The following is an 18327-nucleotide window of genomic DNA, read 5'->3' on the forward strand; positions in this document are numbered from 1 at the left end:
CGGATAAGAAATTACTAATTTAAAGGAACTAAATGCTCGTTCCATGATCCGATCATTCGACCAAGAGTGATTAGAACAAAAAGGAACGAGCATGAACAAGTTAGTTGAAACGTACTGTGATGTCGATGATTTTTCAAAGTTATTTTTCCCAAGCTGGCAGCGTATATTGCTCGAAAATGGTGAAATTAAACGTCGAAGAGCATGCCGCTTATCTCCGTCAGAGGTGATGACTATTATCATCCATTTTCACCAGTCACATTACAGAGATTTCAAAAACTACTACCTTCACTATGTTTGCCGTCAACTTAAAGCCTATTTTCCAGAGTTGCTGAGTTACGCAAGGTTTCTCGCGCTTATGCCTAGTGTGGTGGTTCCGATGTGCAGTTACCTCACATCAAAACTTGGCAAGCCCACAGGTATACAATTTGTTGACTCCACTAAAATAGAAGTGTGTCACATCATCAGAGCTAAAAGAAATAAAGTGTTTGAAGGCGTTGCTCATCATGGAAAAGGCACTATGGGTTGGTCATATGGATTCAAACTACACTTAATAATTAATCATTTAGGTGAGATTGTGGCGCTAAAGCTCACAACGGGCAATGTGGATGATCGAGAGCCTGTTTCTGATATGGCGGACTCTATCTTCGGAAAACTCTATGGCGACAAAGGTTATATCAGCAAAGCGCTCTCTGGTGAGTTACTAGAAAAAGGTGTCGAGTTGATCACGACGGTTCGAAAGAATATGAAGAAAAAATTTGTTTCATTGTGGGACAGGGCTTTATTGAAAAAACGATTTATAATCGAAACGGTGAATGATCAATTGAAAAACATTTCTTACATTGAACACTCTAGACACCGCAGTATGCATGGCTTTATGCTAAATTTACTTGGTGGATTAATTGCCTATTGCCTAAAAGAGGAAAAGCCGTCATTAGATTTAACATCGCAAGAACTTGAAATTTTAGAGAGTAATAATCTAATGTTGGCTTAACCAGATCTCAGGTTAAATAAAAAGAATATTAGTTGTATTATGCTACTAAAAAAAGCGAATGAGTTATTGTCACAAAACAAGCTTAGAGAAGCTGAGTTTCATTACAAAACGCTATTACAAGCAGAGCCTGACAATGGTGACGCCCTGTTTGGCCTAGGTAAGGTAGCACTGCGTTTAGAACAATTTGATGCCGCTGTTTATATACTACAACGAGCGTGTCAGCACCTCCCTTATGTATTAGAACCTTTGTATGCATTAAGTGATGCATTTAATGCAGTCAACTCCCCTGAGGACGCGCAAAAAGTACTCGAATACGCAACAAGCATTGCCACAGACAACCCAGACACCCATTATTATTTAGCTCAGCACTATTTAACCTTTGGCGAGCTCGATAAAGCACAGTCAACGCTTGAGGAAGCATTAAAGCTTGGAATAGCACCGGTTACGGCTTATGTTTTATTTGAATTGGTACAATTAGGGCGTTTTAATAAAGCAAATAATTACATCGATCAGTTACACCACTTTTTAACTCAAACAAATAACATACGCTTAAAAATGGTCTGCTACTATGCTTTAGCTAAAAGTTACGACAAGTTAGACGATACTGATCAAGCGTTTAACTATTTTGTGATTGCCAATCAGCAACAACGTAAACTCAGTGAATTTAATACTGAAGATTTAATTGAGTTTTATGACCAACTTATTGAATATAACAATGAAAGTGTGCTCAATTTAGCAAAACTGAACAAACAGTACCCTGTCACACCCGTGTTTATTATTGGTATGCCACGAAGCGGTTCAACCCTACTCGAGCAAATGTTAGCAGGGCACAGTCAATGGACAACGCTTGGAGAGGACACCAGTATTAGCAATAAGATAGTGGCTTTTTTAGAACATAAAACAGGATTACGCTACCCTCAATGTTTAACTAAACTAACAACGCCTTTAATTAACCAAGCCAGAGCTATTTATTTAGATACGTTAAATTCTTCGGGGAGCAACGGCACATATGTGATCAATAAACTGCCTAGCAATTACCAAAACTTAGGGTTAATTTATATTTTATTCCCAGATGCTAAGTTTATTAACCTGACCCGCAACTTTCACGCAACCGCATTTTCAGTGTTTACTAATTACTTTGCTGAAAACGAACCCTATTTTTGTGATTTAAATGAATTTGCTTTGTACCATCAGCTTTATGAAAAACTAATGAGCCATTGGCAGCAATTTAACCGCTTAGCTATTTATAATTTAAGTTATGAGCAGTTAATTGAAAGTCCCAAGGAACATTTAACCGCACTATTAAGTTTTACTGGCTGTGAATTTGAACAGACTTGTTTAGACTTTTACAAAAATAAAAGCGCCGTTACAACACTCAGTAAACATGCCATCAGGCAACCTGTAAATAACAAAAGCCTTGATAAATGGCAGCGTTATGAAGCCCCTTTACTTAGTTTGCTCTCGTTGCCTCAAACCAATTAAGCACATCCATAAACTGCTCTTGGCGTGCCTGTGGGTGAGTAAGCATATTAATATGGTCGTAATCTACTTTGTGCCCAAAGCGGCGACCATATATTTGCATTTTTTGCACCCCAGTACCTGATTCATCAATAAACTTTTGAATATCGATAGGCTGCGCCAATGCTTTATCTTTTACTGCAGCAATATGTAACGTTGGAGGAAGCGTAAGATTTGCTAATGTTTTAGCGTAGTCAAAGCCGTCATCACTGTCTATCCACGGATTTTGCTTAGCCCACTGCATACTTTGATAATGCGACTTTTGAGTTTCATCATCACTGCCCCACTTTAAGCGTTTTGCTGGTAAATAACCGTGTTTTTTCGCTAATATTGGCGCCATAAAATACCAAATCAAATTGGCCTGAAATAACTTTTTAGGGTGGTTATTAAATAGCGAACGCTTTGAACCAAAATAGGCACACGCTTTTACATCGTTTATCAGCTCAGGGAAGCGAGCAAACACGCTATTAAGCAACACCCCACCCCAAGAATGAGCAACTAAAAAGTCAGGTTTTTTACTCTCTAACTGTTCAATTTTTTCAATAAATGCCGGAATATCTTCAACAATCGCCTCAGTTTGTCCATACCGTGCTTGCTTACAAATAGCAGGTTTACTTTCACCACGCCCGCGTAAATCAGCGACATAACAACAATATCCGTGTTCAGCTAAAAAAGGCGCTAACCCTTTATTGCTATGAGTGTAAAATATTTTGCCATTTTCTACCGCACCATGAATTAATAACACCACAGGCCCACTTGGCTTCTGATTGGCGATACGGCGTAAATGCAGTGTTTGATGGTCATCTAATTTAATAAAAACAGACTCTTGAGTAACTGCCAAAGCGAATTCCTTATAATTGCTAACAACTCATCCTACCAGTAATACCTGGTAAGCCAAAGGGAAAATTATGCACTTTTTCTGTCTGTATTTGTTACTATTGGCTTTTATTCCTGTTGTTAAAAAAGCCTCATGAAAGCAAAATCAACTCGTTCTAAATTACATCCGCGCAATCAACACAAAAATGGTTACGATTTTAATTTGCTTACCTCGCAAACCCCTTCGTTAACTGCTTTTTTAATTACGACTCCAGCAGGCAATCAAAGTATTGATTTTAGTAATAACTTAGCTGTAAAAACCTTGAATCAGGCGCTATTAAAAAGTCATTACAACATTAACTTTTGGGACATACCTGAGCACAACTTATGCCCACCTATTCCAGGAAGAGTTGACTATATTCATTACTTAGCTGACTTACTCAGCGAAGATAATCAGCAGGTTATCCCCACTGGCCGACAAATTAAAGTGCTTGATATAGGCACTGGCGCTAACTTAGTTTACCCGCTAACGGGCAATAGCGAATACCAATGGCACTTTACTGGCAGCGACATAGACTCTGCAGCAATAAAAATAGCCAAGCAGCTCGCTCAGTTCAATAATCTAAAAATAACGCTTAAACAACAAAAAAATCCCGAGCATATTTTTAAAGGGGTGGTTAATGCGAAAGATTTGTATCATTTAACGATGTGTAACCCGCCATTTCACGCCAGTGCAGAAGAAGCCAATAAAGGCAGTGAACGTAAATGGAAAAACTTAGGCAAAACGCCTTCGCAAGCACTTAATTTTGGCGGACAAAGTAATGAGCTATGGTGTGAAGGTGGTGAGTTAGCATTCATTTCTAACATGATCAAAGAAAGCAGGGATCACAGTGACCAAGTAATTTGGTTTACCTCGTTGGTTTCTAAAAAAGAAACTCTAGCAGCCTTAGAAGCACAGCTAAAACAACAGCCTATTAGTGAATTTAAAATTGTTGAAATGGCACAAGGGCAAAAAGTCAGTCGCTTTATTGCATGGAGCTATTTTGATAAAGCCACCCGAGAACAAATTTGTGAAGAATTAGTATAAAGCCACTTAAGGACACCCCATGATAGATTTTCGCTCAGATACAGTAACAAAGCCGTGCAGCAAAATGCGGGATATTATGTATCATGCCCCCGTCGGCGACGACGTTTATGGCGATGATGAAAGTGTAAACCAATTAGAAGCTTATGCTCGATTACGTTTTAATGTGCAAGATGCACTTTTTTGTAGCTCAGGCACACAAACAAATCTGCTTGCATTAATGGCCCATTGTGAACGCGGCGACGAGTATATATGTGGCCAAAATGCTCATAACTACAAGTTTGAAGGCGGTGGCGCTGCCGTTTTAGGCTCTATTCAGCCACAGCCTATTGAAAATGAAGCCGATGGTAGCTTGTGTTTTACTAAAATTGCTGCTGCAATAAAACCCGATGATAGCCACTTTGCGAAAACGCGATTACTGAGCCTTGAAAACACCATAGGTGGCAAAGTACTCGGTATTGATTATTTACTCAAAGCACGCGAATTTGTTAACCAACATAACTTAGCACTGCATTTAGATGGCGCTCGCGCTTTTAATGCCGCTGCCGAGCTTAACGTTGATATTAAAGAAATAACCCAACATTTTGACTCTGTATCTATTTGCTTATCAAAAGGATTAGGTGCACCTGTTGGTTCATTATTGCTTGGTTCAACAGCATTGATAGCCAAAGCAAGACGCTGGCGAAAAGTGCTTGGCGGCGGTATGCGCCAAGCGGGTATATTAGCTGCTGCGGGGCAATATGCGTTAGAAAATAACACTCAACGTTTAGTCGATGATCACGCTAATGCGCGTTATTTAGCACAGCAGTTAAGTGAAATTTCAGGCTTTGAAGTAAATATGAGTAATACCACAAATATGGTTTACGCTACGTTTGATAACAGCATAAACATCACAAAGCTAGCAGCCGATTTAAAAGCACAGGACATTGTGTTTAGCCCAAGTAAGCAACTTAGGCTCGTAACCCATTTAGGTATTACCCAAGCGGATATAGATACCTTTATTAAAGTCTTAACGGCCCATATTTAACGCCGCTTTGTAATGCTTGCGGCACACCGATTCATAACGGTCGTTGCCGCCAATTTCAACTTGATTACCATCGGCAATAGCCTCGCCATTTTCATCGGTACGTAATACGTGATTTGCTTTGCGCCCACAATGACACACCGTTTTAAGCTCAATTAGCTTATCAGCCCAAGCAAGTAAATACTGTGACCCTATAAACAGCTCCCCTCTAAAGTCGTTGCGCAATCCGTAACACAATACGGGTATTCCTAACTCATCAACCACATCGGTTAACTGCATAACTTGGTCTTTTGATAAAAACTGACATTCATCTACCAGCACACAATGGCGTTTTTTATCTGCATTAAGAGCTTGAATAAGCGCAAAAACATCTATATCTGCATCATAAATATGCGCATCTGCTTGCAAGCCAATACGTGAGGATACTTTACCTACTCCGGCTCTATCATCGATAGCCGCCGTGAGGATCACCGGCTCCATACCACGTTCTTTATAATTGAATGCAGATTGTAGTAAGGTGGTTGATTTACCTGCATTCATTGCAGAGTAGTAAAAGTATAATTGCGCCATTGTCGTGCCTTCAAATAAAAAGTGCGCTTATGCTACCTTAAAGTGCTCAGAATACAAATTTGGATACGTTATTTAGCTATTTATTTTGCTTCATGCTCTAGTAACCATTGCTTGCGCTCTAAACCACCTGCATAACCAGTTAGTTTTTTATTTGCACCAATAATACGATGACACGGCACAATAATACTGATTGGGTTTTTACCATTTGCAGCCCCTACCGCTCTCACAGCTTTAGGGTTGTTTAACTGCTCGGCAATATCTTTATAAGTCGCCACTTTTCCATAGAGTACGCTACACAATGCCTGCCATACGCTTTGCTGAAATGGCGTGCCGCCAGTATCAAGCTCTAAATCAAACTCAGTACGCGTATGAGCAAAGTACTCATTAAGCTGCGCCACACAAGATAAAACATGCGAATTATTTATCTCGTTTAAAGGCGTACTGATATAACTGGCCGGTGGATAAAACCCCACATAACTAATACCTTTTTCAGTTGCCTGAATAATAATGTCATCAATCGGGCTGGGTAAACTGGTTTGCACTATCATAATTGCTGCCAAAGTTGAAAAGTTAAGTAAGATCGAAATGGTGCACAGTTCGCAGATTCAAAAGAGCTTGCTGCCGCTTGTGCCTTTTTAACGCCTAAATCGCCATCGAGTAAAATATCGGGCTGGCTTTGGCCGCGTAACTTTGCATAATTAACCGTCCATGGGCCAATCCCTTTTAAACTAAGCCATTGGTCTAAATCATCACAATCGGGATTCACGGCACAAAATTCAGCGAGGTTATGCAGTGCATTTTTACGCGCCTGTGGCATTTTAAAGAATGCAAAATCACTGTGTGCTAACACTTCAGGCTCAGGAAAATAGACCTGTTGGTGTTGCTTTTCACCAAGCTGTGTTACTAAATTAGTCACTAGGTTGTGCGCCGCCGCTACACTGACTTGTTGCCCAAGTATAGCCCTAACTCCCGCCTCAAAACTTGACCAAATACCCGGTAACCTTAAGCCTTTAGTAAGTGGAAATGCATTATTAATGTGTTCGCTTAAATGCGCCTCAATTAAATAAGTATCTGCATCTAAATCAAGTACACGGCGAATGTTGTTAATAACTGGCTGTAAATATTGCGTATTATCTATATCAATTTGCACCCGAAAATGATGTTTATCTGCAACAAACTCAGCATCAAAACGCCCTCTACACGATTTATAAGTAAAAGTACGCCCATAACTGGTTGGCGTTAACCACTCTATTGGCTGAATTAATCGTTTTGCTAAAAACCCATGCAATGCCTGCCAGTTATACGGCGGACGAAAAGGCAAAATTAAGGTGAGCCCAATATCAGCTGGGTGCTTGGCGGTTCTGAGCGCTGAGGGCGCAATATTAAGTTGTTTTAAAAAAGCATCATTAAAACGCCTAACACTTTTAAAGCCTGAGGCAAACGCTATCTCGGTAAGCGGTAAGCTAGTTTCTTGAATCAATTTTTTTGCAAAATGACATTGGTTAAACAATCGATATTGCGTGATAGAAATGCCAAAATATTGAGAAAATAATCGCCTTAAATAACGGCTGCTTATTCCTAAACGCGTGGCGAGCTTTTCGCAGTCGTGCTGATTATCCTGATCAATTAATTGCTTGGCTCGTAGAGCCGTTGTTTTTGTTCCCTGCCAAGCCGCACTTCCTGGTGCACTATCGGGCCGACAACGAATACAAGGCCTGAAACCAGCCTGCGCGGCAGAGTGTGCAAACTGATAGTAGACTACATTTTTTTCGTGAGCTGTGGGCGCAGGGCAAATTGGCCTGCAATAAATACCGGTACTTTTAACGGCTACATAAAAAAGCCCATCGAAACGCGCATCACGACTTTGACGTGCTTTTTGCCAGTGCTGATCACCCATAAAATGCTCTTGTAAATTAGGTAGCGCTTAGCTTAGCAAAAACTAAGCGTATTACTGGCCATATTCGGCACTAATCTTTATTTGCAAAATCAATTAATGCCTGACCCGTTAAACGATATATAATCCATTCATTTTGTGGCTCAGCGCCCATACTATTATAAAAATCAATCGCGGGTTTATTCCAATCAAGTACCACCCATTCAAAGCGGCCACAGTCTTTATTGATTGCTCTGTTTGCTAGTTCTTTCATAATGGCTTTACCAGCCCCATTTCCGCGGCTATCAGGGCTCACGTATAAATCTTCTAGGTAAAGACCATTTTTACCTAACCAAGTCGAGTAATTGTAAAAATACACGGCAAAACCAATTGGCTCATCATCTTGTAAACATATTAAACTGTGCGCCGTTGCGCCTTCACAAAACAGGGTGTTTAAAATGGCTTGCTCATCGGTTTTAACTGCATCAGGTTCTTTTTCGTAAATAGCAAGCTCATTGATAAAGTGTAGAATTGTTTTTGCATCACTTGGCTTTGCATCGCGAATTTCTATTGCTGTGTTCATTGTTATTGACCCTTAAAAAACTACTTTTATGCCTGGTAAGCATCTAATTTAATATAAAAAGTGCTTAACTAATTATGATAATTTAAGCCATTAATACATTTATTTATACCCTAGCATATCGTTTTATATTCAATAAGTAACGTTCATGAGCTTATTTCAATTTATTCATTAGGGCATTAAAAAAACAAATTAAAACAACGCTTTTATATATGGCAAAAAGTTGTCATTATGAGTACACAGTAAAGCAATGAGGAAGTTTAACTAAAATGGGTCATGGTCATTCACACAGTCACGTTGATGATAACCAAAGTGATAAACAGCTCACTCTTGCCGTATTTATAAATGTTTTACTGACTGCAGTGCAAGTTGTTGGCGGCGTATTTTCCGGCAGTCTTTCATTAATTGCCGATGCATTACATAACCTAAGTGATGCGGCCTCAATTTTTATTGCCCTCGTTGCTCGAAAAATTGGCAATAAGCAAGCTGATACAACCCACCATTTTGGCTACAAACGTGCAGAAATTCTAGCAACTCTTTTTAATAGCACCACGTTAATAGTCATCGGTGGTTATTTAATTTTTGAGGCCATAAGTAGTTATTTAAACCCTCAACCTATCAATGGCTGGATCATTGTGTGGGTTGCTGCAGTAGCGCTATTCATTGATTTAGTCACTGCATTATTAACCTTTAAAGCCGGCGCTAAAAACAACATGAATATAAAGGCGGCGTTTATTCATAATGTGTCTGATGCCATGGCCTCTATTGTGGTTATTATTGCCGGTACTTTAATTATTTTATACCAGTGGTATGTAGTTGATTTAATAGCGACGATATTGATATCACTGTATGTTATTTATCACGGCGTATTATTACTTAAAGCCAGCTGCAGCATTTTAATGCAGGCAGCCCCCATTGGTTTTGACCAGCAACTTATCAGTAAAAAGTTACTGCAACAGTTTGACATTACTCAAATAAAATCAATAAAAGCATGGCAACTCGACGATAACACCACACACTGTGAAATTGTGATGCAAACAGATACCCTTATTGAGCTTAACGCCATTAAACATTATTTACATGATGAATTTGCAATTGAGCACTGTGTAATCGAGTGTTACTAATCACTGTTTTCAATAACCAAAATGATTACATTAAAGCTCTAATTAGGTTTACTTATATTTTAGATAGACTTCTCAGCGGTTTTTATTTAAACCGCTACAAAAATACGATAGATAAGTATTATCACAAATTAATTAAATTAAAGAGTACTGATAGTTGCTGCTGCAAGAGGCAGCATTAAGTTTTCAGCTTTATCCGCTTTTTTCACGGATATTTGTGTAAACAATAAATGTCCACTTCCCTGCTCCTTAGCCTTTCTTACTTCATTAATTACAGAGCCGTGAGCTGGGTGCAAAGACATCCCCCCGCTACAATAGCAATAATTAGATTACGAGAGTGGCTACAAAATAAATTGAGTGAAAAAACTCAGTTGTGTAAATATTTCAGTTTTACTGTATTCATCCCAGAATTCGAAGTAATAAAGCGTAAAAGAACAACCTCAACACTTAAAATAGCTGCAATACTTTACTTAATAACCTTAGTAAGTATGCCTTTTTATGTTATAAAAAATGTAACTTGCTGATCTAAAATACAAATAACAACTTGTCCATTTGTCAGCCAGCAATGCAAACTTAAACGAGAATCAAACTCAATATTAACCATATGATTTATAAGTAAATTACTTGCAATTCTGTGCCTATATACTAGACTAGCCACAATTAGAATTTTTAGGATAAGCGCTATGAAAGGTAATCAAAAAGTAATCGACGCCTTCAATACATTGTTAGCTAACGAATTAGCTGCTATTGACCAGTATTTTATTCATTCTCGTATGTACGATGATTGGGGCTTAAACAAACTTTATGAGCGTCTTAACCATGAAATGGAAGAAGAAAAAGACCACGCTGATTGGTTAATTAAACGTATTCTTTTTTTAGAAGGCGTACCAAACATGACTAAACGTCGTGATCTGTTAATTGGTAGCGATGTAAAAAGCATGATGCAAAACGACTTAACCTTAGAACTTGAAGTGGTTGAGTGTGTTAAAGAAGTTATTGCCATCTGTGAACAACAGCAAGATTATCAATCTCGTGAAATTCTAGAAAAGCTATTATTTGATACCGAAGAAGATCACGTCTACTGGTTAGAGCAACAACTGGGCCTAATTGACAAAATTGGCACTCAAAATTACCACCAAGCTCAAATGGGCGAATAAGGACTTACATTATGAAAGGCGATAAAGACGTTATTGCAGCGCTAAATAAAGTACTTGCTAATGAGCTTGTGGGTATTAACCAATACTTTTTACATGCACGTATGTTTAAAGATTTTGGTTTTAGTAAACTGGACAAAGCTGATTACAAAGTATCGATACAAAAAATGAAAAACGCCGATCGCTTAATTGAGCGTATTTTATTTTTAGAAGGCTTACCTAATCTTCAAGATTTAGGACGTTTACGTATAGGCGAAAACAGCGAAGAAATGATTGCCGCTAACATGAGCTTTGAACTTGATACCGTAGACGAGCTACGTGCTGCCATTAAACTCGCTGAAAGTAAGAAAGATTACATTAGCCGTGAAGCGCTCGACAACATTTTAAATGAGCAAGAAGAACAAATTGATTGGCTCGAAACACAACAACTGTTGATCAAAAACACTGGGCTTGAAAACTACTTACAATCGCAACTGTAAGTTAAAGTTATAAATACAAAAAAAGCAGCTAAGGCTGCTTTTTTTATGTTTAATTTTTAAATGTTAAACCAATTCGTTTAGATAGGGGTAATTATATAGATTACTCTTAAGCCACTTGATCGGTTATATCTGCAATTTGAATCAGTTTACGATTGAGGATCTTTTTAGTACAACAACAACACTTACCGCATTGGCTGCCCACTTTAAGCTCTTTAGTTAGCTCGCGCATGGTAGTAGCACCATCGTCGATGGTTTGCTCAATTTTTTTATCGGTCACACCGTGACAAAGACAAATATACATGAATACAAACAACTCTCAATTTCATTTAGTAGGTTTATACTAATCTAAACGAAAATAGTTATCAATTGGTTTTTTATAAAAATTGATTTTTTTGCATTTTTTTTGGCCAGCGCCACTTAAGTTGAGAATTCGCGGCAGCTTGAGAATTGTTTGAATTTCATTCGAAGTATGGCACTTAAATTGAGATTTATTAACTAAAGTCTGACCTTGAATTTAAATAGGTTTAGATTTAGGTAAATAGTTGAATGATTGAAATGAATTACATTAAGTCTGAAGAAACCTTAATGTATAAATATAGGATTAGTGCGTGGGCTATTTCCGGTTTGTGCCATTTGCAGACTGTCAGGAGCCATAATATCTGAAGTCAAAATTTATCCCTTATCTTCCATTAAAGATTTAAAAATATGATTAATTTAATAAGTGTACTATCGCAAACTTTGCTATCGCTAGTTTGCAACTCACATATATTGGTAAGCCCTGTTAAGGTATGAGCAACGCAATGATGCTGTAAAGCACTAGACGTAAAGCATAGTAAAAATGCCACGCGTTGCGAATCACTCCTGCAACAGTTTGTTATACAATAGTTACAGGAACCAAAACTGTAGCATCAAAGTCTTTAGCTTTCTCCTTGCTTTCAGCCTCAATTACGTCATCTGAAAGACCAACGAACTCTTCAGCCTTGGAAACAGTGCGAGTAATATGTTCCCAGTTTAATCGACCGATTATGGATGACTGACTATGTGCTATTTCGTTGCGAACAATTTCAAGTTTTTCCAAAAAAATTTTAAAGTTTGTTTTACTAAAACTAAACCTAGCTAAGAATTTGGGAGTGTTTCTAAGAATTTCTTTTTTGTCACAAAGCTGGGCACACTCAACCATAGTGAGATAATCACTACTCCCCCGACGAAGTCCAATAGTTTCATTTACTTTAGTTTGCCTATCTTTGTTTAAAGTTTGAAGCCAAGTGTTATTGGGATAGTAGTAATTAATCCAAAAATTTATATGTAACTCAACTAAAGAAACTACACCAAATAGATATGTCCTTGGAATCGGCTTATTCAGATCTGAACGTGAAACAATACCCACTATTTGACCATCACGAGTTACATATTTAGATTCAGTTATCTCCAAAATCTGGAGTAGATGAACTAAGGAGGTATTTTCATCTATTTTTTGTTCTTCTTCTACATCCTTTACATATTCAGCTACTAAGCCATCATTCAGAGCTTTTCTTTCTATTTGCCCAACAATAACACCATCATCATTAACAACACATGTCACATCAAAATCTCTCGATTCGAGCGCATGTTTTGCGTGGGATGCACTATCAGTATCTTTGCAGCAAAGTACTGGTTCGAACAATGAAAGTAGCTTCGCATTTTCAACGAAAATGCCCTGTAGGGACTCAAACCTAGTTCCCTGACGTCGATAACCTGTTTCTGGCGACATCCAAAGTTGGTAACCCATGTAGATAAATCCTAATTGTTGTATAACGCAGCCTAAAGCGGTGAGTAATGGTTGGCTAAAATATGGATCGAAGCGAACTACTTCGAACCCGACTTTAAGGCCTTGTTATAAAAAGGCATTCTTCTTTCGCTCTCGACGAAAGGAAATTTTAAAAGATGGCAATTCAATGAAATAACTATATTTATCGCTTTTTACGACCACGCAATCTTTAGTGGTGAGACTTATACCATATTTTTCTTCTGTATCTCGGTATATTTTCTCTGTGAGTTTATATATTTCTAATGAGTTTTTTCTTAGGGTATACCATTGAAAAAGCGAATAAAAAATCAAAATAAATCCAGCAACAATACCAAATTTCAAATTAAATACATGAGCTACCACTGAAGCATCCTTCATATATATAGCTTGACCGACTGCTACTGAGCTAATGATTGCACCCCACTTGAATTTTTCACGCTGTTTAGAAACTAGTCTCCATTGAGATAGGTGATATTCTCGTTCTTCCGTTAAACTTAAAATTTTATCTAATTCAGCATCTTTAAAAGGGGAAGGTGTAAGTTCATTTATGTGCATATAAAGTTTCTCTTAATTCAAATTCACTATTGAACTGGACTTCCCAGCTTTCACTAGACAGTTTTTAACTCAGAATAATACGATTCTTCAAACTTAGCTGTTGAAACACCGCCTGTATGCGAATGGCGCTTTCTTGTATTGTAAAACATTTCTATGAAATTGAGTATCTCAGCTTCCGCATCTTCCCGTGTCGAGTATATCATACGCTAATTACTCGCTTTTTAATCGAAACAAAAAAGACTTAAGGGCAACGCTTGACTTCATATATCATAATTTTTGACAGTCCGCTGATCGCTCCAAGCCGAACTGCGCCAAATTGCCAATGGCGGACATTAGTAACGCCCGCAGGTGCAGACGGAGTGAACCGAATCGCGGCAGTGGTTCTTATATTTGTTTGACGTACACAGCTTCCCGATGAAATTTTAAATACGGAAGACAGCCTGCTTCTACTTTGTAAAGCTTCATTGACCTTGTGATTCCAAGCAGGCTTATATCCTGCTCGCCTAACAGAGGCGAGATAATTAAGCTCCCATCATCTTTAAAGCTTATATAACCACGATCAAATAACTTATCCAAAGTTGGATTTAAAAGCAGTCCGTTAAAGGGATCTTTACGCTCTGAATCATTAGATTCGATCCAAGGTTTAATGTGAGAAGCAATTAACAGATCTACTCGATCAAACTCTGTTACTGCGCACTTTCTCCAAAGGGCTATTAAATCTTTTCGATATTTTCCTTGTCTCAGCCGAGTTTCAACTTCTGTTTTCGTCGTGGTTCCTATACCTGCAATAGTAGCAATATCATTAACGACATTAGAAGCACCCACGTCAGTTAAGTTAAAGGCTAGATATTTATTTAGCGCCGATTTTATATCAGAAATAGCTGAATCTGATGTGTAGCGCTCTCTAGTCCCCTGTGACCTACGTAAAGCTTGGAAAATCTCGTTGACGTCATTCTCAGTAAGGTTGACGAGATCAATTCCATATAAATCAATAACGTACCTAAGCCAAGACAAATAATTTCTTTTGCCTCCATCACTTGTAGGCCCATTATCTTCCATGAACTTAAAAAAAGCAGCTTCGTTAGCTATTGATTTCATGAGGGTTCCTTAATGTAACGCCGCATTAAGCGGACTAAAATAGTGGGTTATACTGTGGAGCGAAGATGAGCGTAACTCACTGTTTTAGTTAAATTTAATTATCTTGCTATGTGAGTTGTTTAGAGTCCGGAACATATTTTATTGTCACTGTATTTTCAGGAATATCAACATCAAGAAAGGCACTTTCACCAACAAAAAATGTTTGTTCATTACACTCTGGGCATTGAGCAGCATATGTTTTAGAAACATCAAACAAGTCGTTTAAAACACCTGAAAAATTACCCGAACAATAAGTGCATGTAATTTTAATTAATGATTGGTCATGTTAATTCCTTAAGTTTATTTCTTACAGGTCGAATTGAATACCAACTGAGCCGCTTCAGTTTTAGATATTTCTAGGAGCATAGAGCCCGACTTTATGAAACCTGAAGCATAACCAACATTTAGCCCTTCCTGAAATTCAGTAAATTTCTCTTTTTTGGCTTTATTTTTAAAATAGACAACAACCGACTCTGGCTCTCCAGCAATTTGCGCATATGCCCAACATCTAGTGTTAAACTCAAACTCGCTAGAAGTTTTATCTGAAGTAAAGAAAACATCTTCAGCACATACTGGGACAGAAAACAAAAATAACAAAGGTAAAATTTTTTTCATACTTAATCACCATACTCTATAAAATAATCACATTGAGATTCAGATACGCCACGGTCACTACAGTATGTAAGCCTTTTGTTATTTTGATAAGCATCATAATTAACATCTAGCAGCAAAAATGCAACAACAGGTAAAACTAGTCACTTAAAAATCTTCTTTCCAATAGTCGCTAATTTAGTATCTAGCATTAGGCTTGCGACCTTTTTAGATAAACTTCTAATTGTTGCCACAACTAATCCTTTTTAGTAATAAGACACCGATAGCTGATTAATCGGATACTCACATAACAGTTTTTTACTTAGACCTGATAGTAACACCTACTTTCTCTGAAAAACTAGGCTCATTCTTTTCGTTGGAAAAGCGAATGTCCGTTAATCGCTCTTTGCCGAAGTTCAGCTCAGTGCCAAAAACAGTCATTCAGATATAACTAGTTTCTGCCCCAAAACGAGTTAATTTAAATGCTCTAAGGGCGGCTTTGAGCGATAAGCGGACACTGAAAAAGTTAAATTTATTCCTACTTCTTTGAGTAGGAGCCTAATTTTGTCCAATAACATTATTAACTGCCGTTTTGGGGCAAAATAACATGCTTAATTCCTAGCTCTTTTAATTACTTGTTTACAAAGGTAATTATTGGTGAAATTATCAGGGTATGTAATATACGCCGTTTTGGTGTGTTATAAACCACCAAAATGCTGTTCAATAAGCTGTTATGCCACTACTTAATCTTCCAGCTAGGAGTTAGCTATGAATAAAAAATTAGGACAAAGATTCAATGAATTAAAGGATCAAGTTGAAACAATTGATTCTACTAAAACAAAAGTAGAAGGCTTATATGGGCAGGTCGATAACGTAGATGATGAAGCATTAACAGGCTGGATTGTTAAGGCTAAAAACTTACTAGTTACAGCATGTGGGAACAACTCTGAACATTATAAAGCATTTATAAAAGCTGAAGGTTTTCAGAGTATGGAAACCAACTATGATATTCTGAAAAGAGTTCGAGCTATCTTTAATGCTGCTAAAGAAGACTTTGAAGGCGGTTATTTGACTTCTTTAAAGCAATTAGTGCAAGCCGAAGTTTTCGAAAGTGAAATTGAACAAGCTGAAGAATTACTTAAAAGTGGTTATAAATTAGCAGCCGCTGTAATTGCAGGAGTCGTTTTAGAAACAGCCCTTAGAGAATTATCTGCAAATAATTCTGTAGCAATTGGCAAGTTGGATACAATGAATGGCCAGCTTGCTAAAGCAGGTGTATATAATAAACTTCAGCAAAAACAGATTACTGCAATCGCAGATATCCGTAATAATGCTGCTCACGGAAAACAAGAACTATTTAGTGAATCCGACGTTAAAAATATGATTCGTGATATTGAATCATTTCTTCTAAATTACGTGGCATAACAAGTGTGATTCGTATTGTATGTCGGAATAATTGAATATGAAAACATTTGAGATAGAACCCAAATTAAAGCCTGATATGTCTAAATATTTAGTGCATATGACAGGGAAAGATTCAATTAAAAGTATCTTAAATGGTGGTAGGCATAAAGGCGAAGGGTTAATTTTATCCCAGTCACCAAATTCCTTAAAAAGTAAAAGCTTTGATCACGAAATAGCTTGCTTCACAGAGACTCCTATATTTGCCCTTGGTGCATTTGTAGCAATATCAAAGCGAAGACAGTCTGAAAAAATGGAGTATGGTGTCGGTTTTCGTAAGTCTTATATGGTCGAGCATAATGTCAGACCGACAATTTACGTGGATAATCATATACTGTCACAATTATTTAGCGTATCTGACTCGGTAGATTCACCAAAAATCAGTAAATTAATAGATTCTATTAGATCGCTAGCTCACCCTTTGGGTGAGACTACGACAAAGCAAGGTTTCACTTGGGAACGTGAGTGGCGCTTTGTTGGATCTCAAGGGTTCTATTTTGATTACGATGCAATAGAAATTATATGCTGTCCTCAGGATGAGCAATCTCAGCTCAAGTTAATATTAGGTTGTCACGCAGATAGAATCAATTTTGTAGACTCATGGTCACAGTATAAAGACTTTACCCAGCATATTAAACATACAGACTCCAAAAACAAAATTGGTCAAAGTCTTACTAAACATGATGAAGTTGAAGATTTTTTGGAAAACTATGAAGTCCATGTTGAAAGCCTTAAAGAATATAAGAAATATTTATTATCTCTTCAAAGCAATGTAGATGAAATAGAGAAGCGCCTACAAGAATTAATGCAGTGGAAGCAATACGTAGATGATCACACTGCAAGCCATTGCGGACATTTTTCTGAGAACCTAGTTTACAGGGATGATTTTGGTGAAACCCTCTGTCCTGATTGCTCAAGGGAGTTTAATGAAGGGATGGCTAAGGCTATGAGAGATGATTAATAAGGCCGTGACATCGTAATTGTGACATAACAGGGCGTTACCAATGTCCGCTCATGGCACAGACTGTGTAAAAACTAATTTTTAATAAATTGTCTTGGGTATGTTCTTAGTTTAAAACCATCTAGGATGGTTGCGATCGATTTTTTCTCAGTATTGCAATTTTCTCCGCGCGAGCGAAACTGCTATAGCAACGCTACTCTAATCGCTTTACTTAGACCATTAACTCCCATAATTGTGAGCATTCTTCTGAAGTTGTAAGCCAGAACATGAAGACTTATTTCTGTACTCACGCTTTTTAAACCTCGTGTTAGTAAGTGGGTAGCTCCCATCCAGAGTTTAATTGTGCCAAAGGGGTGCTCAACAGTTTGCTTGCGATGAAGCATCAATTCAGGTTCATTCTTTAGCTTTTGAAGCATTTCTTCTGTCAGAATCTCATGCACCCACCGCCTTATTCGCCTAGGGTCTTTTTTAGAGTTAGTGCACTGACTTCTTATTTTACAATCTCGACAAGCAATGTGATTGAAGTAAACATCAAGGTATTTACCTTGCTCAAATACCTGCATTCGATTTTGAAGTTCATTACCAGCGGGGCATAAGTAAATATCTTTATTTGCATCGTATTTGAA

General features: G+C 37.7%; 21 protein-coding genes. 9 read left to right on the top strand and 12 right to left on the bottom strand.

All coding sequences use genetic code 11. The features are described from left to right. The first annotated feature begins 91 nt into the window (after positions 1-91). Positions 92-991: an IS982 family transposase gene (locus L641_RS0115615; RefSeq protein ID WP_024600952.1), complete on the top strand. Its 900-nt coding sequence runs from the start codon at positions 92-94 to the stop codon at positions 989-991. A gap of 39 nt (positions 992-1030) precedes the next feature. Then, positions 1031-2473 carry a sulfotransferase gene (locus tag L641_RS0115620; protein ID WP_024602402.1) on the top strand — a complete coding sequence of 481 codons (1443 nt, stop codon included), beginning with the start codon at positions 1031-1033 and terminating at the stop codon, positions 2471-2473. On the opposite strand, the gene L641_RS0115625 is transcribed toward L641_RS0115620, so the two are convergent. After that, positions 2442-3350: an alpha/beta fold hydrolase gene (locus tag L641_RS0115625; RefSeq protein ID WP_024602403.1), complete on the bottom strand. Its 909-nt coding sequence runs from the start codon at positions 3348-3350 to the stop codon at positions 2442-2444. The genes L641_RS0115620 and L641_RS0115625 overlap by 32 nt on opposite strands. A 129-nt stretch (positions 3351-3479) precedes the next feature. On the opposite strand from L641_RS0115625, the gene rlmF reads away from it, so the two are divergent. Together rlmF and ltaE are read left to right on the top strand one after the other, a co-directional pair. Next, positions 3480-4412 (top strand): 23S rRNA (adenine(1618)-N(6))-methyltransferase RlmF, encoded by a 933-nt coding sequence (gene rlmF / locus L641_RS0115630; protein WP_008464290.1) that lies wholly within the window; start codon positions 3480-3482, stop codon positions 4410-4412. 19 nt (positions 4413-4431) lie between these two features. Then, the gene (gene ltaE, locus L641_RS0115635; protein ID WP_024602404.1) at positions 4432-5436 is read left to right on the top strand and encodes a low-specificity L-threonine aldolase; all 1005 of its coding nucleotides are present in this window, start codon (positions 4432-4434) and stop codon (positions 5434-5436) included. Here the strand turns inward: ltaE and L641_RS0115640 are convergent. From L641_RS0115640 to L641_RS0115655, 4 genes are all read right to left on the bottom strand, one after another. Then, positions 5419-6003: a thymidine kinase gene (locus L641_RS0115640; protein WP_016899171.1), complete on the bottom strand. Its 585-nt coding sequence runs from the start codon at positions 6001-6003 to the stop codon at positions 5419-5421. The genes ltaE and L641_RS0115640 overlap by 18 nt on opposite strands. Before the next feature lie 80 nt (positions 6004-6083). Next, positions 6084-6551 (bottom strand): methylated-DNA--[protein]-cysteine S-methyltransferase, encoded by a 468-nt coding sequence (locus L641_RS0115645; RefSeq protein WP_016899172.1) that lies wholly within the window; start codon positions 6549-6551, stop codon positions 6084-6086. Continuing rightward, positions 6548-7900 carry an AlkA N-terminal domain-containing protein gene (locus tag L641_RS0115650; protein ID WP_024602405.1) on the bottom strand — a complete coding sequence of 451 codons (1353 nt, stop codon included), beginning with the start codon at positions 7898-7900 and terminating at the stop codon, positions 6548-6550. Before L641_RS0115650 ends, L641_RS0115645 begins: the two co-directional genes overlap by 4 nt. A gap of 70 nt (positions 7901-7970) precedes the next feature. Beyond that, complete coding sequence (locus L641_RS0115655; protein WP_016899173.1) at positions 7971-8459, bottom strand: GNAT family N-acetyltransferase; 489 nt, start codon at positions 8457-8459, stop codon at positions 7971-7973. A gap of 266 nt (positions 8460-8725) precedes the next feature. Here L641_RS0115655 and L641_RS0115660 point away from each other — a divergent pair, with 266 nt between their 5' ends. Then, positions 8726-9580, top strand: coding sequence for a cation diffusion facilitator family transporter (locus tag L641_RS0115660; RefSeq protein ID WP_024602406.1), 855 nt, complete (start codon positions 8726-8728; stop codon positions 9578-9580). A gap of 137 nt (positions 9581-9717) precedes the next feature. Here L641_RS0115660 and L641_RS23405 read toward each other — a convergent pair whose 3' ends face one another. After that, positions 9718-9879, bottom strand: coding sequence for a hypothetical protein (locus L641_RS23405; protein ID WP_013463108.1), 162 nt, complete (start codon positions 9877-9879; stop codon positions 9718-9720). Positions 9880-10260: 381 nt separating this feature from the next. Here L641_RS23405 and bfr (L641_RS0115675) point away from each other — a divergent pair, with 381 nt between their 5' ends. Continuing rightward, a complete protein-coding gene (bfr, locus tag L641_RS0115675; protein WP_024602407.1) occupies positions 10261-10734 on the top strand; it encodes a bacterioferritin in 474 nt (157 codons plus the stop codon). Positions 10735-10745: 11 nt separating this feature from the next. After that, positions 10746-11210, top strand: coding sequence for a bacterioferritin (bfr, locus tag L641_RS0115680; RefSeq protein WP_008112262.1), 465 nt, complete (start codon positions 10746-10748; stop codon positions 11208-11210). 106 nt (positions 11211-11316) lie between these two features. Here bfr (L641_RS0115680) and L641_RS0115685 read toward each other — a convergent pair whose 3' ends face one another. From L641_RS0115685 to L641_RS0115705, 5 genes are all read right to left on the bottom strand, one after another. Further along, positions 11317-11511 (bottom strand): (2Fe-2S)-binding protein, encoded by a 195-nt coding sequence (locus L641_RS0115685; protein ID WP_013463106.1) that lies wholly within the window; start codon positions 11509-11511, stop codon positions 11317-11319. Positions 11512-12084: 573 nt separating this feature from the next. Beyond that, entirely contained in the window at positions 12085-12978 is an 894-nt protein-coding gene (locus L641_RS0115690; protein WP_024602408.1) for a CBS domain-containing protein, read from the bottom strand. A 105-nt stretch (positions 12979-13083) separates the two neighbouring features. Then, a complete protein-coding gene (locus L641_RS0115695) occupies positions 13084-13551 on the bottom strand; it encodes a hypothetical protein (RefSeq protein ID WP_024602409.1) in 468 nt (155 codons plus the stop codon). A 384-nt stretch (positions 13552-13935) separates the two neighbouring features. Then, the gene (locus L641_RS0115700) at positions 13936-14649 is read right to left on the bottom strand and encodes an HNH endonuclease signature motif containing protein (RefSeq protein WP_024602410.1); all 714 of its coding nucleotides are present in this window, start codon (positions 14647-14649) and stop codon (positions 13936-13938) included. A gap of 339 nt (positions 14650-14988) precedes the next feature. Next, positions 14989-15303: a hypothetical protein gene (locus L641_RS0115705; protein WP_024602411.1), complete on the bottom strand. Its 315-nt coding sequence runs from the start codon at positions 15301-15303 to the stop codon at positions 14989-14991. Positions 15304-16047: 744 nt separating this feature from the next. On the opposite strand from L641_RS0115705, the gene L641_RS0115710 reads away from it, so the two are divergent. Continuing rightward, positions 16048-16704 carry a DUF4145 domain-containing protein gene (locus tag L641_RS0115710; RefSeq protein WP_024602412.1) on the top strand — a complete coding sequence of 219 codons (657 nt, stop codon included), beginning with the start codon at positions 16048-16050 and terminating at the stop codon, positions 16702-16704. 37 nt (positions 16705-16741) lie between these two features. Beyond that, positions 16742-17701, top strand: a complete 960-nt coding sequence (locus L641_RS0115715; protein WP_024602413.1) for a hypothetical protein — start codon at positions 16742-16744, stop codon at positions 17699-17701. A 182-nt stretch (positions 17702-17883) separates the two neighbouring features. Here the strand turns inward: L641_RS0115715 and L641_RS0115720 are convergent. Further along, positions 17884-18327: transposase (locus L641_RS0115720; RefSeq protein WP_024601066.1), on the bottom strand; the 444-nt coding region annotated here is incomplete at its 5' end.

This window comes from Pseudoalteromonas sp. TB41, assembly GCF_000497975.1.
In the GTDB taxonomy this organism is placed as follows: Bacteria; Pseudomonadota; Gammaproteobacteria; order Enterobacterales; family Alteromonadaceae; genus Pseudoalteromonas; species Pseudoalteromonas tetraodonis.